General features: G+C 60.2%; 23 protein-coding genes. 1 reads left to right on the top strand and 22 read right to left on the bottom strand.

Annotated features, from left to right (window positions below; genetic code table 11):
* Positions 1 to 40: 40 nt before the first annotated feature.
* The 16 genes from hisS to trmJ all read right to left on the bottom strand — a co-directional run bounded on the left by hisS (position 41) and on the right by trmJ (position 13,301).
* The gene (gene hisS, locus PDR5_RS23405) at positions 41 to 1,330 is read right to left on the bottom strand and encodes a histidine--tRNA ligase (RefSeq protein WP_064383908.1); all 1,290 of its coding nucleotides are present in this window, start codon (positions 1,328 to 1,330) and stop codon (positions 41 to 43) included.
* 22 nt (positions 1,331 to 1,352) lie between these two features.
* A complete protein-coding gene (gene ispG / locus PDR5_RS23410; RefSeq protein ID WP_007956680.1) occupies positions 1,353 to 2,462 on the bottom strand; it encodes a flavodoxin-dependent (E)-4-hydroxy-3-methylbut-2-enyl-diphosphate synthase in 1,110 nt (369 codons plus the stop codon).
* Positions 2,463 to 2,465: 3 nt separating this feature from the next.
* Complete coding sequence (locus PDR5_RS23415) at positions 2,466 to 3,515, bottom strand: RodZ domain-containing protein (protein WP_064599242.1); 1,050 nt, start codon at positions 3,513 to 3,515, stop codon at positions 2,466 to 2,468.
* Positions 3,515 to 4,273: a type IV pilus biogenesis/stability protein PilW gene (pilW, locus tag PDR5_RS23420; protein WP_007956682.1), complete on the bottom strand. Its 759-nt coding sequence runs from the start codon at positions 4,271 to 4,273 to the stop codon at positions 3,515 to 3,517. The genes PDR5_RS23415 and pilW overlap by 1 nt, the downstream gene beginning before the upstream one ends.
* A gap of 12 nt (positions 4,274 to 4,285) precedes the next feature.
* On the bottom strand, positions 4,286 to 5,434 hold the full coding sequence (rlmN, locus tag PDR5_RS23425; protein ID WP_007964428.1) for a 23S rRNA (adenine(2503)-C(2))-methyltransferase RlmN: 1,149 nt from the start codon (positions 5,432 to 5,434) through the stop codon (positions 4,286 to 4,288).
* A gap of 29 nt (positions 5,435 to 5,463) precedes the next feature.
* Positions 5,464 to 5,889: a nucleoside-diphosphate kinase gene (ndk, locus tag PDR5_RS23430; RefSeq protein WP_039765715.1), complete on the bottom strand. Its 426-nt coding sequence runs from the start codon at positions 5,887 to 5,889 to the stop codon at positions 5,464 to 5,466.
* 88 nt (positions 5,890 to 5,977) lie between these two features.
* Entirely contained in the window at positions 5,978 to 6,178 is a 201-nt protein-coding gene (gene iscX, locus PDR5_RS23435) for a Fe-S cluster assembly protein IscX (RefSeq protein WP_008084655.1), read from the bottom strand.
* Between the two features lie 14 nt (positions 6,179 to 6,192).
* The gene (fdx, locus tag PDR5_RS23440; RefSeq protein ID WP_007956685.1) at positions 6,193 to 6,534 is read right to left on the bottom strand and encodes an ISC system 2Fe-2S type ferredoxin; all 342 of its coding nucleotides are present in this window, start codon (positions 6,532 to 6,534) and stop codon (positions 6,193 to 6,195) included.
* Positions 6,534 to 8,399 carry a Fe-S protein assembly chaperone HscA gene (gene hscA, locus PDR5_RS23445; protein WP_064599244.1) on the bottom strand — a complete coding sequence of 622 codons (1,866 nt, stop codon included), beginning with the start codon at positions 8,397 to 8,399 and terminating at the stop codon, positions 6,534 to 6,536. The genes fdx and hscA overlap by 1 nt, the downstream gene beginning before the upstream one ends.
* 51 nt (positions 8,400 to 8,450) lie before the next feature.
* Positions 8,451 to 8,972, bottom strand: a complete 522-nt coding sequence (gene hscB, locus PDR5_RS23450; RefSeq protein ID WP_007956687.1) for a co-chaperone HscB — start codon at positions 8,970 to 8,972, stop codon at positions 8,451 to 8,453.
* An 8-nt stretch (positions 8,973 to 8,980) separates the two neighbouring features.
* Positions 8,981 to 9,304 carry an iron-sulfur cluster assembly protein IscA gene (iscA, locus tag PDR5_RS23455; protein ID WP_003227904.1) on the bottom strand — a complete coding sequence of 108 codons (324 nt, stop codon included), beginning with the start codon at positions 9,302 to 9,304 and terminating at the stop codon, positions 8,981 to 8,983.
* 34 nt (positions 9,305 to 9,338) lie between these two features.
* Positions 9,339 to 9,725: a Fe-S cluster assembly scaffold IscU gene (gene iscU / locus PDR5_RS23460; protein WP_003227907.1), complete on the bottom strand. Its 387-nt coding sequence runs from the start codon at positions 9,723 to 9,725 to the stop codon at positions 9,339 to 9,341.
* A 101-nt stretch (positions 9,726 to 9,826) separates the two neighbouring features.
* The gene (locus PDR5_RS23465) at positions 9,827 to 11,041 is read right to left on the bottom strand and encodes an IscS subfamily cysteine desulfurase (RefSeq protein WP_064599246.1); all 1,215 of its coding nucleotides are present in this window, start codon (positions 11,039 to 11,041) and stop codon (positions 9,827 to 9,829) included.
* A gap of 50 nt (positions 11,042 to 11,091) precedes the next feature.
* Positions 11,092 to 11,583: a Fe-S cluster assembly transcriptional regulator IscR gene (gene iscR, locus PDR5_RS23470; RefSeq protein ID WP_007956690.1), complete on the bottom strand. Its 492-nt coding sequence runs from the start codon at positions 11,581 to 11,583 to the stop codon at positions 11,092 to 11,094.
* A gap of 168 nt (positions 11,584 to 11,751) precedes the next feature.
* Entirely contained in the window at positions 11,752 to 12,528 is a 777-nt protein-coding gene (gene cysE / locus PDR5_RS23475) for a serine O-acetyltransferase (protein WP_007956691.1), read from the bottom strand.
* A 2-nt stretch (positions 12,529 to 12,530) separates the two neighbouring features.
* Positions 12,531 to 13,301, bottom strand: a complete 771-nt coding sequence (gene trmJ, locus PDR5_RS23480; protein ID WP_064599247.1) for a tRNA (cytosine(32)/uridine(32)-2'-O)-methyltransferase TrmJ — start codon at positions 13,299 to 13,301, stop codon at positions 12,531 to 12,533.
* A gap of 145 nt (positions 13,302 to 13,446) precedes the next feature.
* Between trmJ and suhB the strand changes: the two genes are divergently transcribed.
* Positions 13,447 to 14,265, top strand: coding sequence for a type III secretion system regulator SuhB (gene suhB, locus PDR5_RS23485; RefSeq protein ID WP_007941397.1), 819 nt, complete (start codon positions 13,447 to 13,449; stop codon positions 14,263 to 14,265).
* A 98-nt stretch (positions 14,266 to 14,363) separates the two neighbouring features.
* Here the strand turns inward: suhB and PDR5_RS23490 are convergent, their stop codons facing one another.
* The 6 genes from PDR5_RS23490 to queA form a co-directional block, all read right to left on the bottom strand.
* The gene (locus PDR5_RS23490) at positions 14,364 to 14,912 is read right to left on the bottom strand and encodes a glycine zipper 2TM domain-containing protein (protein ID WP_007956693.1); all 549 of its coding nucleotides are present in this window, start codon (positions 14,910 to 14,912) and stop codon (positions 14,364 to 14,366) included.
* Positions 14,913 to 15,032: 120 nt separating this feature from the next.
* The gene (gene secF, locus PDR5_RS23495) at positions 15,033 to 15,947 is read right to left on the bottom strand and encodes a protein translocase subunit SecF (protein WP_007956694.1); all 915 of its coding nucleotides are present in this window, start codon (positions 15,945 to 15,947) and stop codon (positions 15,033 to 15,035) included.
* A 9-nt stretch (positions 15,948 to 15,956) separates the two neighbouring features.
* Positions 15,957 to 17,825: a protein translocase subunit SecD gene (gene secD, locus PDR5_RS23500; protein WP_039765691.1), complete on the bottom strand. Its 1,869-nt coding sequence runs from the start codon at positions 17,823 to 17,825 to the stop codon at positions 15,957 to 15,959.
* Between the two features lie 64 nt (positions 17,826 to 17,889).
* Positions 17,890 to 18,225 carry a preprotein translocase subunit YajC gene (gene yajC, locus PDR5_RS23505; protein WP_007956696.1) on the bottom strand — a complete coding sequence of 112 codons (336 nt, stop codon included), beginning with the start codon at positions 18,223 to 18,225 and terminating at the stop codon, positions 17,890 to 17,892.
* A gap of 43 nt (positions 18,226 to 18,268) precedes the next feature.
* Entirely contained in the window at positions 18,269 to 19,384 is a 1,116-nt protein-coding gene (gene tgt / locus PDR5_RS23510) for a tRNA guanosine(34) transglycosylase Tgt (protein WP_161794909.1), read from the bottom strand.
* Between the two features lie 14 nt (positions 19,385 to 19,398).
* Positions 19,399 to 20,448, bottom strand: a complete 1,050-nt coding sequence (gene queA, locus PDR5_RS23515; RefSeq protein ID WP_064599249.1) for a tRNA preQ1(34) S-adenosylmethionine ribosyltransferase-isomerase QueA — start codon at positions 20,446 to 20,448, stop codon at positions 19,399 to 19,401.
* Positions 20,449 to 20,482 lie beyond the last annotated feature (34 nt).

Here is a 20,482-nt window from a genome sequence, read left to right on the forward strand (position 1 = left end):
CCAATACTCCTTAATCGCTAAATCGGCTGTTTGGACAGCTTCAACCCTGCACGACGCAGGTGGCCAGGTGTGCAGCGAGCGCATCCCAGGCAATGCTTTGTTGTTCGCCCTGGCCACGCAGGGGTTTGAAACCTACCACTTGCTGGGCCATTTCGTCGTCACCGAGGATCAGTGCGTACAGCGCACCGCTCTTGTCGGCTTTCTTGAACTGGCTCTTGAAGCTGCCAGCGCCGGCATTGACTTGCAGGCGCAGGTTGGGCAGTTGGTCGCGTACCCGCTCGGCCAGGGCCAGACCGGCCAGCTCTGCTTCTTCGCCGAAGGCGCAGAGATAGACGTCGACCTGACGGGAGATTTCTTCCGGGATCTGCTCCAGGGTTTCCAGCAGCAGTACCAGACGCTCGATGCCCATGGCGAAACCGACGCCCGGGGTCGGCTTGCCGCCCATCTGCTCGACCAGACCGTCATAGCGCCCACCCGCGCAGACGGTGCCCTGGGCGCCGAGCTTGTCGGTGACCCATTCGAATACGGTTTTGCTGTAGTAATCCAGACCACGCACCAGTTTCGGGTTCAGCACGTAAGGAATGCCGACGGCATCCAGACGGGCCTTCAGGCCTTCGAAGTGGGCACGGGATTCGTCATCCAGGTAATCCGCCATTTTCGGCGCATCGACCAGCACCGCTTGAGTGTCGGCATTTTTGGTGTCGAGCACGCGCAGCGGGTTGGTCTTCAGGCGACGCTGGCTGTCTTCGTCCAGTTTGTCGTGGTGCGCCGAGAGGTACTCGACCAGCGCTTCACGATAACGGCCGCGGGACTCGCTGGTGCCGAGGCTGTTGAGCTCGAGCTTGACCGCATCGCGGATGCCCAGCTCGCCCCACAGGCGCCAGGTCATGATGATCAGCTCGGCGTCGATGTCCGGACCGTCGAGGTTGAACACCTCCAGACCGATCTGGTGGAACTGGCGATAACGGCCTTTCTGCGGACGCTCGTGACGGAACATCGGGCCGATGTACCAGAGTTTCTGCACCTGGCCACCGCCAGTGATGCCGTGCTCGAGCACTGCACGTACGCAGGCGGCCGTGCCTTCCGGACGCAGGGTCAGCGAGTCGCCGTTGCGGTCTTCGAAGGTGTACATCTCTTTTTCGACGATGTCGGTCACTTCACCGATCGAGCGCTTGAATAGCTCGGTGAACTCGACGATCGGCATGCGGATCTGCTTGTAACCGTAGTTATCCAGCAGACGCGAAACGGTGCCTTCGAAATAGCGCCATACCGGCGTCTGTTCCGGCAGGATGTCGTTCATGCCACGAATGGCTTGCAGAGACTTGCTCACAGAAATTCCTTAGTTCGTTCGATCAGCCGCGCGCAATAACCGCTGCGTCAGCTTCGACCTTCTCGGCCGCTTTCTCGCGGATCAGCTTTTCCAGCTCGTCCACCAGATTGTCATTCGTCAGTTTCTGCGACGGTTTGCCGTCGATGTAAATCAGGTTTGGCGTGCCGCCGGTCAAGCCGATATGGGCTTCCTTGGCTTCGCCGGGGCCGTTGACCACGCAACCGATCACCGCGACATCCAGCGGCACCAGCAGGTCTTCAAGGCGCCCTTCCAGCTCGTTCATGGTCTTGACCACATCGAAGTTCTGCCGCGAGCAGCTCGGGCAGGCGATGAAGTTGATGCCACGGGAACGCAGATGCAAAGACTTGAGAATGTCGTAACCGACCTTCACTTCCTCGACCGGGTCGGCCGCCAGCGAGATGCGGATAGTATCGCCAATCCCCTCGGCGAGCAGCATACCTAGGCCCACGGCGGATTTCACTGTACCGGAGCGCAATCCACCGGCTTCGGTGATGCCCAGGTGCAGCGGCTGGACGATTTCCTTGGCCAGCAGACGGTAGGCTTCAACGGCCATGAACACGTCAGAGGCCTTCACGCTGACCTTGAAGTCCTGGAAATTCAGGCGCTCGAGGTGTTCGACGTGGCGCAGGGCGGACTCGACCAGCGCGGCCGGCGTCGGCTCGCCGTATTTCTTTTGCAGGTCTTTTTCCAGCGAGCCGGCGTTGACGCCGATGCGGATCGGGATGCCGCGGTCACGGGCGGCATCGACCACCGCACGCACGCGGTCTTCGCGACCGATGTTGCCCGGGTTGATGCGCAGGCAGTCCACACCCAGTTCGGCCACGCGCAGAGCGATCTTGTAGTCGAAATGGATATCGGCAACCAACGGCACCTTGACCAGTTGCTTGATCTTGCCGAACGCCTCGGCGGCGTCCATGTCCGGTACCGAAACACGGACGATGTCGACGCCGGCGGCTTCCAGACGGTTGATCTGCGCGACGGTGGCAGCGACGTCATTGGTGTCGCTGTTGGTCATGCTCTGCACAGCGATAGGGGCATCGCCGCCCACGGGCACGTTACCTACCCAGATCTTGCGCGATTCGCGACGTTTGATTGGAGATTCGCCGTGCATGACTTATTGACCCAATTTCAGGCGAGCGGTCTCGCCACTGGTGAACGGAGCGACATCGACCGGCTGGCCGTTGTAGCTGACCTGCGCGCCACGGGCAACGCCCAGACGCACGGCAAACGGAGGTTTGCCGACGACAGACAGGCTGTCGCCCTTGCGCTTGAGGCCGCTGTACAGAACCTTGCCGCTGCCATCGGTCACCTGCGTCCAGCAATCGGCGATGAATTGCACCTGAACCTGGCCCTGACCTGCCACCGGAGCAACAGGCGCTGTCGGCGCGGGCGCGGCGACGGCCGGAGCAGTGACGGTCGGTGCAGGCGTGGCCGGAACAGCAGGCGCAGGAGTTGCTGGAGCAGCAACCACAGGCGCTGGCGTATGAGCCGGTGCAGCCGGAGTAGCGGCTGGCGCAGCAGGTGCCGGAGCAACCGGTGCGGTCGCTGGGGCTGCGGCCTCGGTCTCGGCGCCGGTCGATTCAGCCGTGGTTTCCGATTGAGGCAGCGCCAGAGCGGTCGAGCCCTCGGCCTCGCCTTCCGCGACGGCCTGGTCTTCCGGCTCGTCCAGCGGATGAATCTGGGTGGTGCCGTCGGCGCCTTCGACTTCGACGTGCTCCGGCGCCAGGCCGATCAGGTCCTTGGTACGCAGCGAGGTCTGATCCTGCCACCAGACGAAACCGCCGCCGATGACCGCGATCAGCAGCAACAGGCTGACGATACGCAAAATGGTGTGGGAAACCCGCACTGGCTCTTCGATACGGCCCAGGGCGTGGACGTTGCTGCCCTGGGAATCGGTGCCGGTGGACTGGTCGAATTGCTGGACCAGAACGGTCTGGTCCATGCCGAGCAATTTGGCGTAGGCGCGAATGTAGCCGCGAGCGAAGGTATGCCCGGGCAACTTGTCGAATGCGCCGGCTTCAAGATTGCTCAGGGAAGTCACGGTGAGGTTGAGCTTGAGGGCCACTTCGGCCAGCGACCAGCCATTGCTTTCGCGGGCCTGGCGCAGGGTCTCACCGGGGTTAACGCGATTCGCTGCTACAACTTCGGGATGCGCCGCTTTCATCATTGCTCCGACAGGTATTGCTGATATTCCGGCGTACCGGGATAGAGTCGTTTTAATTGCAGGCCCGCACTGGCGGCCTTGTCGCGATCTTCAAATACTTTTGCCAACCGAACGGCGAGCAACAGACTACGTGCATTTTGCTCGGAGAGCTGGCTGAAACGGTCGTAATAGTCACGCGCGGGCACATAATGCCTGTCTTCGAATGACAACTCAGCCATTTCCAGCAATGCCCGTGGCTGCTGGCGGTTCAAACGCAGCGCTTTTTCCAGCTGCTGCTGCGCCAGATCACGCTGCCCGAGCTTCGCCGCCGTCATGCCGAGGTTCTCGAACACCCGCGAACGCTCAGGATACAGGGTATCGGCGGCCGCCTGTTCAAAACGCTCGTAGGCTTCCTTGTAACGCTGTTCTTCGTAGAGAAAACTGCCGTAGTTGTTGAGGATGCGCGCATCGGCGGGACGGGAGGACAAGGCTTTGCGGAAGTGTTCGTCAGCAAGCGCAGGTTCCATTTCGGCCTGGAACACCAGCCCCAGCGCGGCATTGGCGTCGGGATCCGAACCGTCCAGCTCCAGGGCTTTCTTCAGTGGAACCTTGGCCCGTTCGGTCATGCCCTGCTGCAAGTATCCCAGCCCCAGCTGCACGTAGGCAGCCCGCGCTTCGTCACGGCCCTTGCTGGTCTTCATCGGGTTGTAATCGCCCGACAGGACACAACCAGCACACAGGCTGGCCAACAGCAACAGCAGCGCAAAGCGCAGGGACATAGAGATCCTCTCTTAGTTAGTGTTCGCGGCGTTCTGTGCCAGATCGCTGTCGGCGCTCAATTCACGCACGGCGATGTAACGTTCGCTGCGACGGGTGCGATCCAGCACCTGCCCTACCAATTGACCACAAGCCGCGTCGATGTCTTCACCACGGGTGGTGCGCACGGTGACGTTGAAACCGGCCTGGTGAAGCTGATCCTGGAACCGGCGGATGGCGTTGTTGCTCGGCCGCTCGTACCCGGAATGCGGGAACGGGTTGAACGGAATCAGGTTGATCTTGCATGGAATATCTTTGAGCAGCTCGATCATTTCCACGGCGTGCTCAAGCTTGTCGTTGACGTCCTTGAGCAAGGTGTACTCGATGGTCAGCACACGTTTCTCGCCAAGGGCGGACATGTAGCGCTGGCACGACTCGAGCAGCATCTTAAGCGGATATTTCTTGTTGATCGGCACCAATTGGTTACGCAATGCGTCATTCGGTGCGTGCAGGGACAACGCCAGGGATACGTCGATGTGCTTGGCCAGCTCATCGATCATCGGCACCACGCCCGATGTGGACAGGGTCACGCGGCGCTTGGAGATCCCGTAGCCCAGGTCATCCATCATCAGATGCATGGCGGCCACGACGTTATCGAAGTTCAGCAGCGGTTCGCCCATGCCCATCATCACCACGTTGGTGATGGCGCGGTCGATGGTAGCCGGAACACTGCCGAAGGATTTGTTGGCAATCCACACCTGACCGATGACTTCGGCGGCGGTGAGGTTGCTGTTGAAGCCTTGCTTGCCGGTGGAGCAGAAACTGCAGTCCAGGGCACAGCCTGCCTGGGACGAAACGCACAGAGTGCCGCGCTTGCCCTGGGGAATGTAAACGGTCTCGACACAGCTGCCGGACGCCACGCGCACCACCCACTTACGGGTGCCGTCGCTGGAAATGTCCTCGCTGACCACTTCGGGACCACGGACCTCAGCAACAGCCTTGAGCTTTTCGCGCAAGGCCTTGCTGACGTTCGTCATGGCGTCGAAATCATCGACGCCAAAGTGGTGAATCCATTTCATTACCTGACCGGCACGGAAACGCTTCTCCCCGATTGAGTCGAAGAATTTTTCCATTTCCGGCTGGGTCAGACCCAGCAGGTTGGTTTTAACAGTCGATGTCGTCATGGATTCACCTTCACTCTTTAAGCCAATGCTTAGCGAGTGGTTACTTCAGTAGCTGCGAAGAAGTAAGCGATTTCGCGAGCAGCAGCGGCTTCGGAGTCCGAACCGTGAACAGCGTTGGCGTCGATCGATTCAGCGAAGTCAGCACGGATGGTGCCTGGAGCAGCTTCTTTAGGGTTGGTAGCGCCCATCAGCTCACGGTTGCGAGCGATGGCGTTTTCGCCTTCCAGAACCTGAACGACAACTGGACCCGAAGTCATGAAGGCAACCAGGTCGCCGAAGAAACCACGAGCGCTGTGCTCAGCGTAGAAGCCTTCGGCTTCGGCTTTGGACAGTTGCTTCAGTTTCGAAGCTACAACGCGCAGGCCAGCGTCTTCGAAGCGAGTGGTGATCTTGCCGATCACGTTTTTAGCAACGGCGTCAGGCTTGATGATGGAGAAAGTACGTTGAACAGCCATGGTGTAACTCCAGAAACGGTAATTTGCGAAAAATTAAACCCGCGAATTATACGCGGGTTCTTGGGTATTGCCTAACCTGCGAGGACGATCAGTCCAATTCTTCGGCCCAGAGAGTCTGAACCGCCTCCAACACCTTCTCGCCAACACGACCAGAGGTATTGTCGAAATCCGGCAGCTCTTTGATCCATTGCTGCAGGTCGACGAAATTGACAGAAAACGGGTCTACACCCGGTTTGGCTTCCGCCAGCTCTTCTGCAATACGTTGAACATCATTCCAACCGTAGCTCATGACAGTCTTACCAGTCAGTGCGGCGCTTCGGCCGCATGGTTAAGCGAATATTTCGGAATTTCGACAGTGATGTCTTCTTCACCGACGATCGCCTGACAGGCCAGGCGCGACTGGGCTTCCAGACCCCAGGCACGATCAAGGAAATCTTCCTCCAACTCGTCGGCTTCTTCCAGCGAGTCAAAACCCTCGCGGATGATGCAGTGACAAGTGGTGCAGGCGCAGACGCCGCCGCAGGCGCTTTCCATCTCTATATGGTGTTCGTGAGCCAGTTCGAGGATCGACGTGCCGGGTGCTGCGTCGACAACCATGCCTTCAGGGCAGAACTTCTCGTGGGGCAGAAAAATGACCTGCGGCATCAGATATCCTCGATTTCATTCAGATTGCGCCCGGACAGAGCGGCTTTCACCGTCTGATCCATACGACGGGCTGCAAAAGCATCGGTCACTTGCGACAGACGCTTGGTCTGCTGCTCGATGGCATAACCATCGGTACCTTTCATCAGTTCGGTCAGTTCCTGCATTTGCAACTCGATGACCATGCGCTCTTCAGCGTCGAGCAACCGCTCGCCATCGGCCTCAAGAGCGCCCTGCACCGCTTCGATCAGGCGCTGGGCATCGACCTGCTGCTCGCGAAGAACGCGCGCGACTTTGTCGTCATTGGCGTGCTGGAACGAATCTTTCAGCATCTTGGCGATTTCGCCGTCGGTCAGGCCGTAGGACGGTTTGACCTGGATGCTCGCTTCAACGCCCGAACCCAGCTCACGGGCAGAAACGCTGAGCAGACCGTCGGCATCGACCTGGAAGGTCACACGAATTTTCGCCGCGCCGGCCACCATCGCCGGGATGCCGCGCAATTCGAAGCGAGCCAGGGAGCGGCAATCGGAGATCAACTCACGCTCGCCCTGCAACACATGGATCGCCATGGCCGACTGGCCGTCTTTATAAGTGGTGAAATCCTGGGCGCGAGCGACGGGGATGGTGGTGTTACGCGGAATCACCTTCTCCATCAGGCCGCCCATGGTTTCCAGCCCCAGGGACAGCGGAATCACGTCGAGCAGCAGCAGTTCGCCGCCATTACGCTTGTTGCCGGCCAGCGTATCGGCCTGGATCGCGGCACCGATGGCCACCACTTGATCCGGATCGATTTCGGTCAGCGGCTGACGACCGAAGGCTTCGGCGACGGCTTCGCGAACACGTGGAACGCGGGTCGAGCCACCGACCATGACCACGGCGTGCACGTCTTCCAGCTCGACGCCGGAATCGCGCACGGCGCGGCGGCAGGCTTTCAAGCTGCGGGCAACCATTGGCTCGATCAGCGCATCGAAGGCTTCACGGGTCAGCTGTGCTTTCCAGTCGCCGTAGGCAACTTCAACACTGTCGGCATCCGTCAGGGCTTCTTTGGCTGCGCAGGCGGCTTGCAGCAGACTACGCTGTGCGCCCGGATCGAGGTCGGCGGACAAACCGGCGCTCTCGATGATCCAGCCGGCAATCGCGTGATCGAAATCATCGCCGCCCAGCGCGCTGTCGCCGCCGGTTGCCAAGACTTCGAAGACACCGCCAGTGAGGCGCAGAATCGAAATATCGAAGGTGCCGCCGCCCAGATCGTAAATGGCGACCAGGCCTTCGGCATGCTGATCCAGACCGTATGCCACCGCCGCAGCGGTCGGCTCGTTGAGCAGACGCAACACGTTCAGACCGGCAAGTTTCGCCGCGTCCTTGGTAGCCTGGCGCTGAGCATCGTCGAAATACGCCGGAACGGTGATCACCGCACCCACCAGCTCACCGCCAAGGGTGGCTTCAGCGCGCTGACGCAATACTTTCAGGATATCGGCGGAGACTTCGACCGGGCTTTTCGGGCCCTGCACGGTGTCGATGAACGGCATGTGCGATTCGCCGCCGACAAAGCGGTACGGCAGTTGATCGCCCAATTGCTTGACGTCGGACAGACCACGACCCATCAGGCGCTTGACCGACAGCACGGTATTCAGGGGATCGGAGGATGCGGCCAGCTTGGCTGACTCGCCGACTTCGACGCGATCGGCGTGATAACGCACCGCGGAAGGCAGGATGACCCGCCCTTCGGCGTCGGCCAGCGGCTCGGAAAGACCACTGCGCAATGCAGCGACCAGCGAATTGGTAGTGCCCAAGTCAATCCCCACAGCCAGACGACGCTGGTGCGGTTGAGGACTTTGGCCGGGTTCGGCGATCTGCAGTAGGGCCATCGTGATCAGGACTTATCTGTATATCAGGCGTGCGACCGGAGCGGCACTGGGTTAATCGTCGAGGCGCTCTTCTAACTGGCGCACTTCGTAGGTGAGCTTGTCGAGGAACTGCATGCGCCGCATCAGGCGTTCGGCCTGTTCGCGCTGCGCTGCATCATCCCAACAGGCTGCGAAGCTTTCGTTGAGCTCTTCCTGGGCGGTTTTCAGGCGACGCTTGAAAGCCGCAACACCGTCCAGGTCGGCACTGTCCTGCAGATCTTCGAGCTCTTCGCGCCATTGCATCTGCTGCAGAAGAAACTCGGGATCGTGGACCGTGACTTCCATCGGCACTTCATGCCCGCTGATGGTCAGCAGGTAGCGTGCACGCTGGGCCGGACTCTTGAGCGTCTGGTAGGCATCATTGAGCCGCGCAGACTGCTCGAGCGCCGACCGCTGCTCGCGCTCGGAAGCATCGGCAAAGCGGTCAGGATGAACGCCGCGCGCCAACTCGCGATAGCGCGTGGCCAACTGCTCGAGATCCAGACGAAAGCCCGGCTGCAACTCGAATAAAGCGAAATGACAAGGAATACCCACGACAAGCCTCAGATGTTGAAGCTTTCGCCGCAGCCACACTCACCGCGTACGTTGGGGTTGTTGAACTTGAAGCCTTCGTTCAACCCTTCCTTGACGAAGTCGAGCTCGGTGCCGTCGAGGTAGGCCAGGCTCTTCGGGTCGATGATCACTTTTTCGCCGTGACTCTCGAACACCTGATCTTCTGCAACCACCTCATCGACAAACTCCAGCACGTAGGCAAGGCCGGAACAGCCCGTGGTGCGAACACCCAGACGAATCCCTTCACCCTTGCCGCGCCCGTCGAGGGAGCGCCGCACGTGTCGAGCAGCCGCTTCTGTCATGCTGATAGCCATCGTTGACTCCTTACTCGTCGCCAAATCTTGAAAGTCAGATCAAGCCTTTCTTCTGCTTGTAATCGCGAACGGCCGCCTTGATGGCGTCTTCAGCGAGAACCGAGCAGTGGATTTTCACTGGCGGCAGGGCCAGTTCTTCGGCCAGCTGAGTGTTCTTGATGGTTTCAGCTTCGTCCAGGGTCTTGCCTTTCATCCACTCGGTAGCGAGGGAGCTGGAGGCGATAGCCGAACCACAGCCGTAGGTCTTGAACTTGGCGTCTTCGATAACGCCCTGATCGTTGACCTTGATTTGCAGACGCATCACGTCGCCGCACGCCGGAGCGCCGACCATGCCGGTGCCGACATCAGGATCTTCCGCGTTCATCTTGCCGACGTTACGCGGGTTTTCGTAGTGGTCGATGACCTTTTCGCTGTAAGCCATGATTCTCAATCCTCACTCATCAGGGCCGCTCTTGAGACCCTGCAACTGCGCTGCGTAAACCGCCGCGTCGCTACAGGATCTGTATCCGGCGGCTTCTATATTTAGTGTGCCGCCCACTCGATCTTCGAGATATCGACGCCGTCTTTGTACATGTCCCACAGCGGCGACAGAGCGCGCAGCTTGGTAACGGCCTCGCAGACTTTCTGCGCGGCGTAATCGATTTCTTCTTCGGTGGTGAAGCGGCCGAAGGTAAAACGGATCGAGCTGTGTGCCAGTTCGTCGTTGCGGCCCAGGGCGCGCAGTACGTACGAAGGCTCAAGCGACGCCGAGGTGCAGGCCGAACCGGACGAAACCGCCAGATCCTTGAGCGCCATGATCAGCGACTCGCCTTCAACGTAGTTGAAGCTCAGGTTCAGGTTGTGCGGAACGCGGGCGGTCAGGCTGCCGTTGACGTACAGCTCTTCCAGGTGCTCGACCTGCTTGTAGAAACGATCGCTCAACGCCTTGATACGGACGTTTTCGGCAGCCATGTCTTCCTTGGCCACACGGAACGCTTCACCCATGCCGACGATCTGGTGGGTCGCCAGGGTACCGGAACGCATGCCGCGCTCGTGACCGCCGCCGTGCATGGTCGCTTCGATGCGCACACGCGGCTTGCGGCTGACGTACAGCGCGCCGATGCCTTTAGGGCCGTAGGTTTTGTGAGCGGAGAACGACATCATGTCGACTTTCAGTTTCTGCAGGTCGATCTCGACCTTGCCAGTGGACTGAGCGGCGTCGACATGGAACAGGATGCCCTTGGAACGAGTCAGCTCGCCGATGGCGGCGATGTCGTTGACGGTACCGATTTCGTTGTTCACGTGCATCACCGACACCAGGATGGTGTCTTCGCGCAGCGCGGCTTCGATCATGGCCGGCGTGATCAGGCCATCTTCGGTCGGATCGAGGTAGGTGACTTCAAAACCTTCACGCTCCAGTTGGCGCATGGTGTCGAGGACAGCCTTGTGTTCGATCTTGGAGGTGATCAGGTGCTTGCCCTTGGAGGCGTAGAAATGTGCCGCACCCTTGATTGCCAGGTTGTCGGACTCGGTGGCACCGGAGGTCCAGACGATTTCACGCGGGTCGGCGTTGACCAGATCGGCCACCTGACGACGGGCGTTTTCGACGGACTCTTCGGCTTTCCAGCCGAACACGTGGGAACGGGACGCCGGGTTACCGAAGTTTCCGTCGACCAGCAGGCATTCACTCATTTTTTGCGCAACGCGCGGATCGACCGGGGTGGTCGCAGAGTAATCAAGGTAAATCGGCAATTTCATGGACTATCTCCTAAATCAGGCTGGCTGGCGTGCCGCTAGCTCTCTGGCTGTCATTCGACGGCGGACGCTTCAATCTTGTCCAGGCGCGGCGCCTTGCCATTGCAACGACGCTGATCCTGACGCTGGGCCACTTCCTGCACCTCACGGCGAGTTACGAGGTCGGCCAAGCTGATACCGCTGAGAAATTCGTGAATCTGCAGGCTCAGGTCGCACCACAGGTGATGGGTCAGGCAGGTGTCACCGGAGTGACAGTCGCCCTGGCCCTGGCATTTTGTTGCATCGACCGATTCGTTCACCGCATCGATCACCTGAGCCACCTGGATGCCCTGCATGTCGCGGGACAACTGGTAGCCACCGCCCGGACCGCGAACACTGGAAACCAGGTTACTGCGGCGCAGCTTGGCGAAAAGCTGTTCGAGATAGGACAGGGAGATGCCTTGGCGCTCGGAGATATCGGCCAGGGACACCGGCCCGTGTTGCGCGTGCAACGCCAGGTCAAGCATGGCGGTCACGGCGTATCGGCCTTTTGTAGTCAGTCGCATGGACAATTACCACGGAGTTCGGAATGGGCGGGAGTATGCAATTCCCGAGCATTTAAGTCAACTATAAGACCTAGTGCTTTAGTCGGGTTTACCCGCAAAAGAGCGCGCGAATGATAGCAGGGTCTGCGGCCTAATGGCACACCGGTTGGCAGCAGCCCTGCAAGTGCGTCAGTGGAGCTTGGATTCGTCCTTACCCTTGACGCAGGCGAAGTCTTCTTCACGCAGCTCGGGCAGATCTTTCGCACAGTAATTACTGCCCAGATCCTTCAGCGCACCGCACATTCCTTCCAGACGCCCGTCTACCGCTTGCAGGTGATCGAGCAACTGGCCGATGGCGCGCGCCACCGGGTCGGGCATGTCTTCGCTGACACCATAGGCATCGAAGCCGATCTTCTCGGCCATCGCCTTGCGCTTGGCGTCGGCCTCGTCATCGGACTTGACGATGATCCGCCCCGGAATCCCCACCACGGTGGCACCCGGAGGCACTTCCTTGGTGACCACGGCATTGGAACCGACCTTGGCGCCGGCACCCACAGTGAACGGACCGAGCACCTTCGCGCCCGCTCCCACCACCACGCCATCGCCGAGGGTCGGGTGACGCTTGCCCTTGTTCCAGCTGGTACCGCCGAGCGTCACTCCCTGATAGATCGTCACGTCATCGCCGATTTCAGCGGTTTCGCCGATCACAATGCCCATGCCGTGGTCGATGAAGAAGCGTCGACCGACCTTGGCACCCGGATGGATCTCGATCCCGGTCAGCCAGCGACCGAAGTTCGACACCAGCCGCGCCAGCCATTTCAGATCGTTGCGCCAGAGCATGCCGGCCAGTCGATGAATCCAGATCGCATGCATGCCGGGGTAGCAGGTCAGGACTTCAAAAGCGTTACGCGCCGCCGGGTCTCGGTGGAATACGCTCTGGATATCTTCACGCAAACGCTCGAACATCATTAATCCTTCCGCTTAAGGAGCTCGCCACGGGCCGCTTTCTGGGTTTCCGTGAGGATGCCACGCAAAATATTCATTTCCGCCCGGCTGACCGAGCTGCGTCCGTACAACCGGCGCAGGCGCGCCATCAAGTGCCGAGGCTTTTCCGGATCGAGAAATTCGATGGCCACCAAGGTCTGCTCCAGGTGTTCATAGAACCGCTCCAGCTCATCCATGGTCGCAAGCTCTGCGCTTTTCACGGAGGCCACTTCTTCCTTCTCGATCTTGGTCGGCTGACCTTGTGCAGCCAGCCACGCCATGCGCACTTCATAGCTCAACACCTGCACCGCCGCCCCGAGGTTCAGCGAGCTGAACTCAGGATCCGAGGGGATGTGCACGTGATAGTGACATCGCTGTAGCTCGTCATTGGTCAGGCCGGAATCTTCACGACCGAACACCAGCGCGATTTCCGCGCCCTGCCAGGCCTCCTCCACCACTTTGGTCCCGCACTCGCGCGGGTCCAGCAATGGCCAGGGAATGCGCCGGTCACGGGCACTGGTGCCGAGCACCAGATTGCAACCGACCAGGGCGTCTTCCAAGGTGGCGACGACTTGCGCGTTTTCAAGGATGTCACCGGCACCGGAAGCGCGGGCATCGGCTTCGTGATGCGGAAAGACGCGCGGATCAACCAGCACCAAGCGTGACAGGCCCATGTTTTTCATGGCGCGCGCGGTCCCGCCGATGTTTCCCGGATGGCTGGTGTTGACCAGGACGACACGAATATTTTGCAGCACGGCGGGCGCTCTCGGACTCGGCAAAGGGGTGCAAATCTTACAGAACAGCCTACCGTTAAGCTATGAAAGCGAACAGCGACCTTCACCTGAAGAAAAGTTCTGATAGAATGCGCGGCTTTCTTTAACAACCTTAGGTGACACATCCATGCAGCCCATGCTGAATATCGCGCTGCGCGCCGCCCGCAGCGCCAGTGAACTGATCTTCCGCTCCATCGAGCGCCTGGATACCATCAAGGTCGACGAAAAAGACGCCAAGGATTACGTATCCGAGGTCGATCGCGCCGCCGAACAGAAAATCATCGACGCCCTGCGCAAGGCTTACCCGAATCACTCGATCATGGGTGAAGAGACCGGCCTGCACGCCGGCACCGGCATCGAAGGCGAAGAATACCTGTGGATCATCGATCCGCTGGACGGCACCACCAACTTCCTGCGCGGCATTCCTCACTTCGCTGTCAGCATTGCCTGCAAATACCGTGGTCGCCTGGAACACGCCGTTGTTCTGGATCCGGTTCGCCAGGAAGAATTCACCGCCAGCCGTGGTCGCGGCGCTCAACTGAACGGTCGTCGCCTGCGCGTCAGCGGTCGCACCAGCCTGGACGGCGCTCTGCTCGGTACCGGTTTCCCGTTCCGTGACGACCAGATGGACAACCTCGACAACTACCTGGGCATGTTCCGCGCCCTGGTTGGCCAGACTGCCGGCATCCGCCGCGCCGGTTCGGCGAGCCTGGACCTGGCTTACGTGGCCGCCGGCCGTTTCGACGCGTTCTGGGAGTCAGGCCTGTCCGAGTGGGACATGGCTGCTGGCGCCCTGCTGATTCAGGAAGCAGGCGGCCTGGTGAGCGACTTCACCGGCGGTCACGACTTCCTTGAGAAGGGCCACGTCGTTGCCGGCAACACCAAATGCTTCAAGGCAGTTCTGACGGCGATCCAGCCGCACCTGCCGGCCTCGCTGAAGCGCTAAGCGTTTCGCGAAACCAAAAAAAAACACCCTTCGGGGTGTTTTTTTATGGGCATGAAAAAGCACCCCGAAGGGTGCTTTTTTTATAAGCCGTCAACCAGTCACTGGCCCGGCTCGTTCTGCGACAGGATCAGCTTGCCTTCCTTGTCGACCGGAATCTGGTTGCCCGGATCACGATCCATCCGCACCTTGCCTTCCTTGCCGTCCAGCGAATACCGGACGTCATAACCCACGACTTTGTCGCTGATGTCATTCACCGTGTTACAGCGAGTCTGAGTCGTGGTGTAGGTATCACGCTCCTGCATACCCTCCTGAACCTTGTTACCGGCGTAACCACCACCGACCGCACCGGCCACCGTGGCAATCTTCTTGCCGGTGCCGCCGCCGATCTGGTTACCCAGCAGACCACCTGCCAGCGCACCGACCACGGTGCCGGCAATCTGGTGTTGATCTTTCACCGGCGCCTGCCGGGTCACTGTCACATCCTTGCACACTTCACGTGGAGTCTTGATCTGTGTTTTGACCGGTTCTACGGCCAGCACTTGCGCATACTCAGGGCCGCTTTTAACCAGGCTGTAGGTGGCAACAGCACCCCCGGCAGTCACACCGACAGCACCCAATACCGCACCAACCAGCAACGACTTGTTCACATGAACCTCCTGACCATCACATGCGGGACGCGCCCGCGCTTCTCCCAGCCTTGGAGCAAAAAAAAAGACGCGAGTTCAACTCGCGTCTTTTTTGACTGACAACCGGGAAAACGATGGCCGTTATGGACGGTCGTCGACTTCCTTCTCGGTGTTGACCGGCGGAATCAGATCTTCGGTCGACAGGTTCAGCCAGATCAGCACCACGTTGGCGATGTAGATCGACGAGTAGGTACCCGCCAGAACACCCACCAGCAGCGCCAGGGAGAAGCCGTACAGGTTGTCACCGCCGAAGAACAGCAGTGCCGCGATCGCCAGCAAGGTCGAAACCGAGGTCGCGATGGTCCGCAGCAAGGTCTGCGTGGTCGAAATGTTGATGTTCTCGATCAGCGTGGCCTTGCGCAGAACACGGAAGTTCTCACGCACCCGGTCGAACACGACGATGGTGTCGTTGAGCGAGTAACCGATGATCGCCAGTACCGCCGCCAGCACCGTCAGGTCGAAGGTGATCTGGAAGAACGACAGGATACCCACGGTCACGATCACGTCGTGGATCAGCGACACGATGGCGCCGACCGCAAACTTCCACTGAAAGCGGAAAGCCAGGTAGATCAGGATGCCGCCAAGCGCCAGCAGCATGCCCATGCCGCCCTGGTCGCGCAGTTCTTCACCGACCTGCGGGCCGACGAACTCGACGCGCTTGACCGTCGCCGGGTTGTCACCGCCGACCTTCTGCAGCGCTTCCGCCACCTGATGGCCCAACTGCGGGTCTTCACCCGGCATGCGCACCAGCAGATCGGTGGTCGCGCCGAAGTTCTGCACCACGGCTTCGTGATAACCGGAAGAAACCAGTTGCTCGCGCACCTTGGTGACATCGGCCGGACGCTCGTAGGTCAGCTCGATGAGCGTACCGCCGGTGAAGTCCAGCCCCCAGTTCATGCCCTTGTGGAACACACTGAAGATTGCCAGCAAGGTCAGGAATACAGTGACGCCGAACGCAAAGTTGCGGACGCCCATGAAGTTGATTGTACGTAACATGGCAGCCCCTTAAATCCACAACTTCTTGAAGTCACGACCGCCGAAGATCAGATTGACCATCGCGCGGGTGACCATGATGGCCGTGAACATCGAAGTCAGAACCCCGAGGGACATGGTGACTGCGAAGCCCTTCACCGGGCCGGTGCCCATGGCGAAGAGAATACCGCCGACCAGCAAGGTGGTCAGGTTGGCGTCGAGAATCGCAGTGAACGCCCGACCGAAGCCTTCGTTGATTGCACGCTGCACGGTCATGCCGGCGGCGATCTCTTCACGAATCCGCGAGAAGATCAGTACGTTGGCGTCGACCGCCATACCCATGGTCAACACGATACCGGCGATACCCGGCAGGGTCAGCGTGGCACCCAGCAGCGACATCAGCGCCAGCAGCAGCACCATGTTCACCGCCAGTGCGACGGTGGCGATCAGGCCGAAGAAACGGTAGATGGCGATGATGAACAGCGAGACGAACAGCATGCCCCACAGCGATGCATCGATACCCTTGGTGATGTTGTCCGCACCGAGGCTCGGGCCGATGGTGCGTTCTTCAGCGAAGTACATCGGAGCAGCCAGACCACCGGCACGCAGCAGCAGCGCCAGTTCGGACGACTCGCCCTGGCCGTTCAGGCCGGTGATACGGAACTGCGCACCCAGCGGCGACTGAATGGTCGCCAGGCTGATGATCTTCTTCTCTTCTTTGAAGGTCTGCACCGCGACGTCTTTCTCGACGCCGTCGACCACTTGCTTGGTGTAAGTGGTGACCGGACGCTGCTCGATGAAGATCACCGCCATGCTGCGACCGACGTTGCTGCGGGTCGCGCGGCTCATCAGCTCGCCACCGTGGCCATCCAGACGGATGTTCACTTCAGGGGTACCGTGCTCGCCGAAACCGGCCTTGGCGTCAGTCACCTGGTCACCGGTGATGATCAGGCCACGCTCGATCTGCGCCGGAGGACGGTTGCCTTCGCGGAACTCGAAGGTCTCGGAAGTGGCTTTCGAAGCGCCCGGCTCTGCCGCCAGACGGAACTCCAGGTTAGCCGTCTTGCCGAGGATACGCTTGGCTTCGGCGGTGTCCTGCACGCCCGGCAGCTCAACCACGATACGGTTGGCGCCCTGACGCTGGACGATCGGCTCGGCAACACCCAGCTCGTTGACGCGGTTACGTACCGTGGTCAAGTTCTGCTTGATGGAGTATTCACGGATTTCCGCCAGCTTGGCCGGGGTCATCGCCAGACGCAGCACCGGTTGACCGTTGAGGTCGGCCGGAACAATGTCGAAATCGTTGAAATTCTTGCGGATCAGCGCACGGGCCTGTTCGCGGGAATCGGCATCGCTGAAGCCCAGCTGAATGGCGCCATTGAGTTGCGGCAGGCTGCGATAACGCAGTTTCTCTTTGCGCAACAGGCTCTTGACGTCGCCTTCGTAGACTTTCAGGCGGGCGTCGAGGGCTTTGTCCATGTCCACTTCCAGCAGGAAGTGCACACCACCGGACAAGTCCAGACCCAGCTTCATCGGGTGCGCGGCCACGCTGCGCAGCCATTGCGGGGTGGTTTGTGCCAGGTTCAGCGCGACGACGTAGTCATCACCCAATGCCTTGCGGACAACGTCCTTGGCCGGCAGCTGGTCTTCAGCCTTGGTCAGACGGATCAGACCGCCCTTGCCGTTCGCAGCCAGGCTCGAAGCCTTGACGTTGATCCCGGATTCCTTGAGCGCGGTGCTTACGCGATCCAGATCGGCCTGGTTGACCTGCAGAGCCGTGCTGGCGCCGCTGATCTGAATGGCCGGGTCATCGGGGTATAGATTCGGAGCGGAATAAATCAGACCGATCGCCAGCACCGCCAGGATCAGAATGTATTTCCACAGAGGATATTTGTTCAGCATCACGCCGCCCGTTATGAACGCGGGGCGCCTTGCGCGCCCCGTCGATTGAGTAGAAGTTGGAACCTTAGATCGCTTTCAGCGTGCCTTTTGGCAGCGTGGCGGCGATGGCGCCCTTCTGGAACTTCATTTCCACGGTGTCGGAAACTTCCAGAACCACGAAGTCATCGGCCACTTTGGTGATCTTGCCGGCGATGCCGCCGGTGGTGACCACTTCGTCGCCCTTTTGCAGGCTGCTCAGCAGGTTCTTCTGCTCTTTGGCGCGCTTGGCCTGTGGACGCCAGATCATCAGGTAGAAGATGACCAGGAAGCCGACCAGGAAAATCCACTCGAAGCCGCCGCCCATAGGCGCTGCAGCCGGTGCAGCCGCGTCAGCCATGGCATTAGAGATAAAAAAGCTCATTTAGCACTCCAGTTGCAAATGTTGAATCTTGGGGTCAGAAAACTCAGTCCAAAGGCGGAACGGGAAGCCCGCGTTTGGCGTAGAAGGCATCGACAAAGGCGGCCAATGTACCCTGTTGAATAGCCTCGCGCAAACCAGCCATCAGCACCTGATAATGGCGCAAATTGTGGATGGTATTGAGCATGCTGCCGAGCATTTCGCCGCACTTGTCCAGATGATGCAGATAAGCGCGGGAGAAGTTCTGGCAGGTATAGCAATCGCAGGTCGGATCCAGCGGCGAATCATCATGGCGATGGAACGCGTTACGGATCTTCAGCACGCCTGTATCAATGAACAGATGCCCGTTGCGGGCATTACGGGTTGGCATCACGCAATCGAACATGTCCACACCGCGGCGCACACCCTCAACCAGATCTTCCGGTTTGCCAACGCCCATAAGGTAACGAGGTTTGTCAGCCGGCATCATGCCCGGCAGGTAGTCCAGCACCTTGATCATTTCGTGCTTGGGCTCGCCCACCGACAGACCGCCGATGGCCAGGCCGTCGAAACCGATCTTGTCCAGGCCTTCCAGCGAGCGCATGCGCAGGTCCTGGTGCATGCCGCCCTGAACGATGCCGAACAGTGCCGCCGTGTTGTCGCCATGGGCATTCTTCGAACGCTGGGCCCAGCGCAGCGACAGCTCCATGGACACACGGGCCACGTCTTCGTCAGCCGGGTACGGGGTGCATTCGTCGAAGATCATCACGATGTCGGAGCCCAGGTCGCGCTGAACCTGCATCGATTCTTCCGGGCCCATGAACACTTTCGAACCGTCGACCGGGGAGGCGAAGGTCACGCCCTCCTCCTTGATCTTGCGCATGGCGCCGAGGCTGAACACCTGGAAACCGCCGGAGTCGGTCAGGATCGGGCCTTTCCACTGCATGAAATCGTGCAGGTCGCCGTGCTCCTTGATCACTTCCGTACCCGGGCGCAGCCACAGGTGGAAGGTGTTGCCCAGAATGATCTCCGCGCCGGTGGCGACGATGTCACGCGGCAACATGCCCTTGACCGTGCCGTAGGTGCCCACCGGCATGAAGGCCGGGGTCTCGACGGTGCCACGAGGGAAGGTCAGACGACCACGACGGGCCTTGCCATCGGTGGCAAGCAGCTCGAACGACATACGACAGGTGCGACTCATACTGTTTCCTCTGGGCCGCGGGGAGCGGGATTACGGGTGATGAACATCGCATCACCGTAGCTGAAAAAGCGGTATCCGTTATCGACCGCGGCTTTGTAGGCAGCCATGGTTTCCGGATAACCGGCGAATGCCGAGACCAGCATCAACAGCGTGGATTCGGGCAAATGGAAATTGGTGACCAGGGCATCGACCACATGGAACGGCCGGCCGGGGAAGATAAAGATGTCGGTGTCGCCGCTGAACGGCTTGAGTACGCCATCGCGGGCGGCGCTTTCCAGCGAACGCACGCTGGTGGTGCCGACAGCGATGACGCGACCGCCACGCTCACGGCAACCGGCGACGGCATCGACCACGTCCTGACCGACTTCCAGCCATTCAGTGTGCATGTGGTGATCTTCGATCTTCTCGACGCGCACCGGCTGGAAAGTGCCAGCGCCGACGTGCAGCGTGACGAACGCCGTCTCGACACCCTTGGCGGCGATCGCTTCCATCAGCGTCTGATCGAAATGCAGCCCGGCGGTCGGTGCCGCCACCGCGCCGAGCTTCTCGGCGTACACGGTCTGATAGCGCTCGCGATCCGAACCTTCGTCCGGGCGGTCTATATAAGGAGGCAACGGCATGTGCCCGACGCGATCAAGCAGCGGCAGCACTTCTTCGGCAAACCCCAGCTCGAACAGCGCATCGTGACGCGCCAGCATCTCGGCTTCGCCACCGCCGTCGATCAGGATCTTCGAACCCGGCTTCGGCGACTTGCTGGAGCGCACATGAGCCAGCACGCGGTGGGTATCGAGCACGCGTTCGATGAGGATTTCCAGCTTGCCGCCGGACTCCTTCTGCCCGAACAGGCGCGCCGGAATCACCCGGGTATTGTTGAACACCATCAGATCGCCGGGGCGCAAATGCTCCAGCAGATCAGTGAATTGACGGTGTGCCAGGGCGCCGCTGACCCCATCCAGGGTCAACAGGCGACTACCGCGACGCTCGGCCAAAGGATGGCGGGCAATCAGCGAATCAGGAAGCTCGAAGGTAAAGTCAGCAACGCGCATGATGGGGTTCGTCTAGCAGGGCCGGAAAGTCTAG

The organism is Pseudomonas sp. DR 5-09, assembly GCF_001655595.1.
Classification (GTDB): domain Bacteria; phylum Pseudomonadota; class Gammaproteobacteria; order Pseudomonadales; family Pseudomonadaceae; genus Aquipseudomonas; species Aquipseudomonas pharyngis.

Coding starts and splice junctions, on each gene's coding strand:
- ispG (WP_007956680.1), bottom strand. CDS start 2,462: ATGCACGGCGAATCTCCAATCAAACGTCGCGAATCGCGCAAGATCTGG.
- PDR5_RS23415 (WP_064599242.1), bottom strand. CDS start 3,515: ATGAAAGCGGCGCATCCCGAAGTTGTAGCAGCGAATCGCGTTAACCCC.
- pilW (WP_007956682.1), bottom strand. CDS start 4,273: ATGTCCCTGCGCTTTGCGCTGCTGTTGCTGTTGGCCAGCCTGTGTGCT.
- rlmN (WP_007964428.1), bottom strand. CDS start 5,434: ATGACGACATCGACTGTTAAAACCAACCTGCTGGGTCTGACCCAGCCG.
- ndk (WP_039765715.1), bottom strand. CDS start 5,889: ATGGCTGTTCAACGTACTTTCTCCATCATCAAGCCTGACGCCGTTGCT.
- iscX (WP_008084655.1), bottom strand. CDS start 6,178: ATGAGCTACGGTTGGAATGATGTTCAACGTATTGCAGAAGAGCTGGCG.
- fdx (WP_007956685.1), bottom strand. CDS start 6,534: ATGCCGCAGGTCATTTTTCTGCCCCACGAGAAGTTCTGCCCTGAAGGC.
- hscA (WP_064599244.1), bottom strand. CDS start 8,399: ATGGCCCTACTGCAGATCGCCGAACCCGGCCAAAGTCCTCAACCGCAC.
- iscA (WP_003227904.1), bottom strand. CDS start 9,304: ATGGCTATCAGCATGACAGAAGCGGCTGCTCGACACGTGCGGCGCTCC.
- iscU (WP_003227907.1), bottom strand. CDS start 9,725: ATGGCTTACAGCGAAAAGGTCATCGACCACTACGAAAACCCGCGTAAC.
- PDR5_RS23465 (WP_064599246.1), bottom strand. CDS start 11,041: ATGAAATTGCCGATTTACCTTGATTACTCTGCGACCACCCCGGTCGAT.
- iscR (WP_007956690.1), bottom strand. CDS start 11,583: ATGCGACTGACTACAAAAGGCCGATACGCCGTGACCGCCATGCTTGAC.
- cysE (WP_007956691.1), bottom strand. CDS start 12,528: ATGTTCGAGCGTTTGCGTGAAGATATCCAGAGCGTATTCCACCGAGAC.
- suhB (WP_007941397.1), top strand. CDS start 13,447: ATGCAGCCCATGCTGAATATCGCGCTGCGCGCCGCCCGCAGCGCCAGT.
- secF (WP_007956694.1), bottom strand. CDS start 15,947: ATGTTACGTACAATCAACTTCATGGGCGTCCGCAACTTTGCGTTCGGC.
- secD (WP_039765691.1), bottom strand. CDS start 17,825: ATGCTGAACAAATATCCTCTGTGGAAATACATTCTGATCCTGGCGGTG.
- yajC (WP_007956696.1), bottom strand. CDS start 18,225: ATGAGCTTTTTTATCTCTAATGCCATGGCTGACGCGGCTGCACCGGCT.
- tgt (WP_161794909.1), bottom strand. CDS start 19,384: ATGTCGTTCGAGCTGCTTGCCACCGATGGCAAGGCCCGTCGTGGTCGT.
- queA (WP_064599249.1), bottom strand. CDS start 20,448: ATGCGCGTTGCTGACTTTACCTTCGAGCTTCCTGATTCGCTGATTGCC.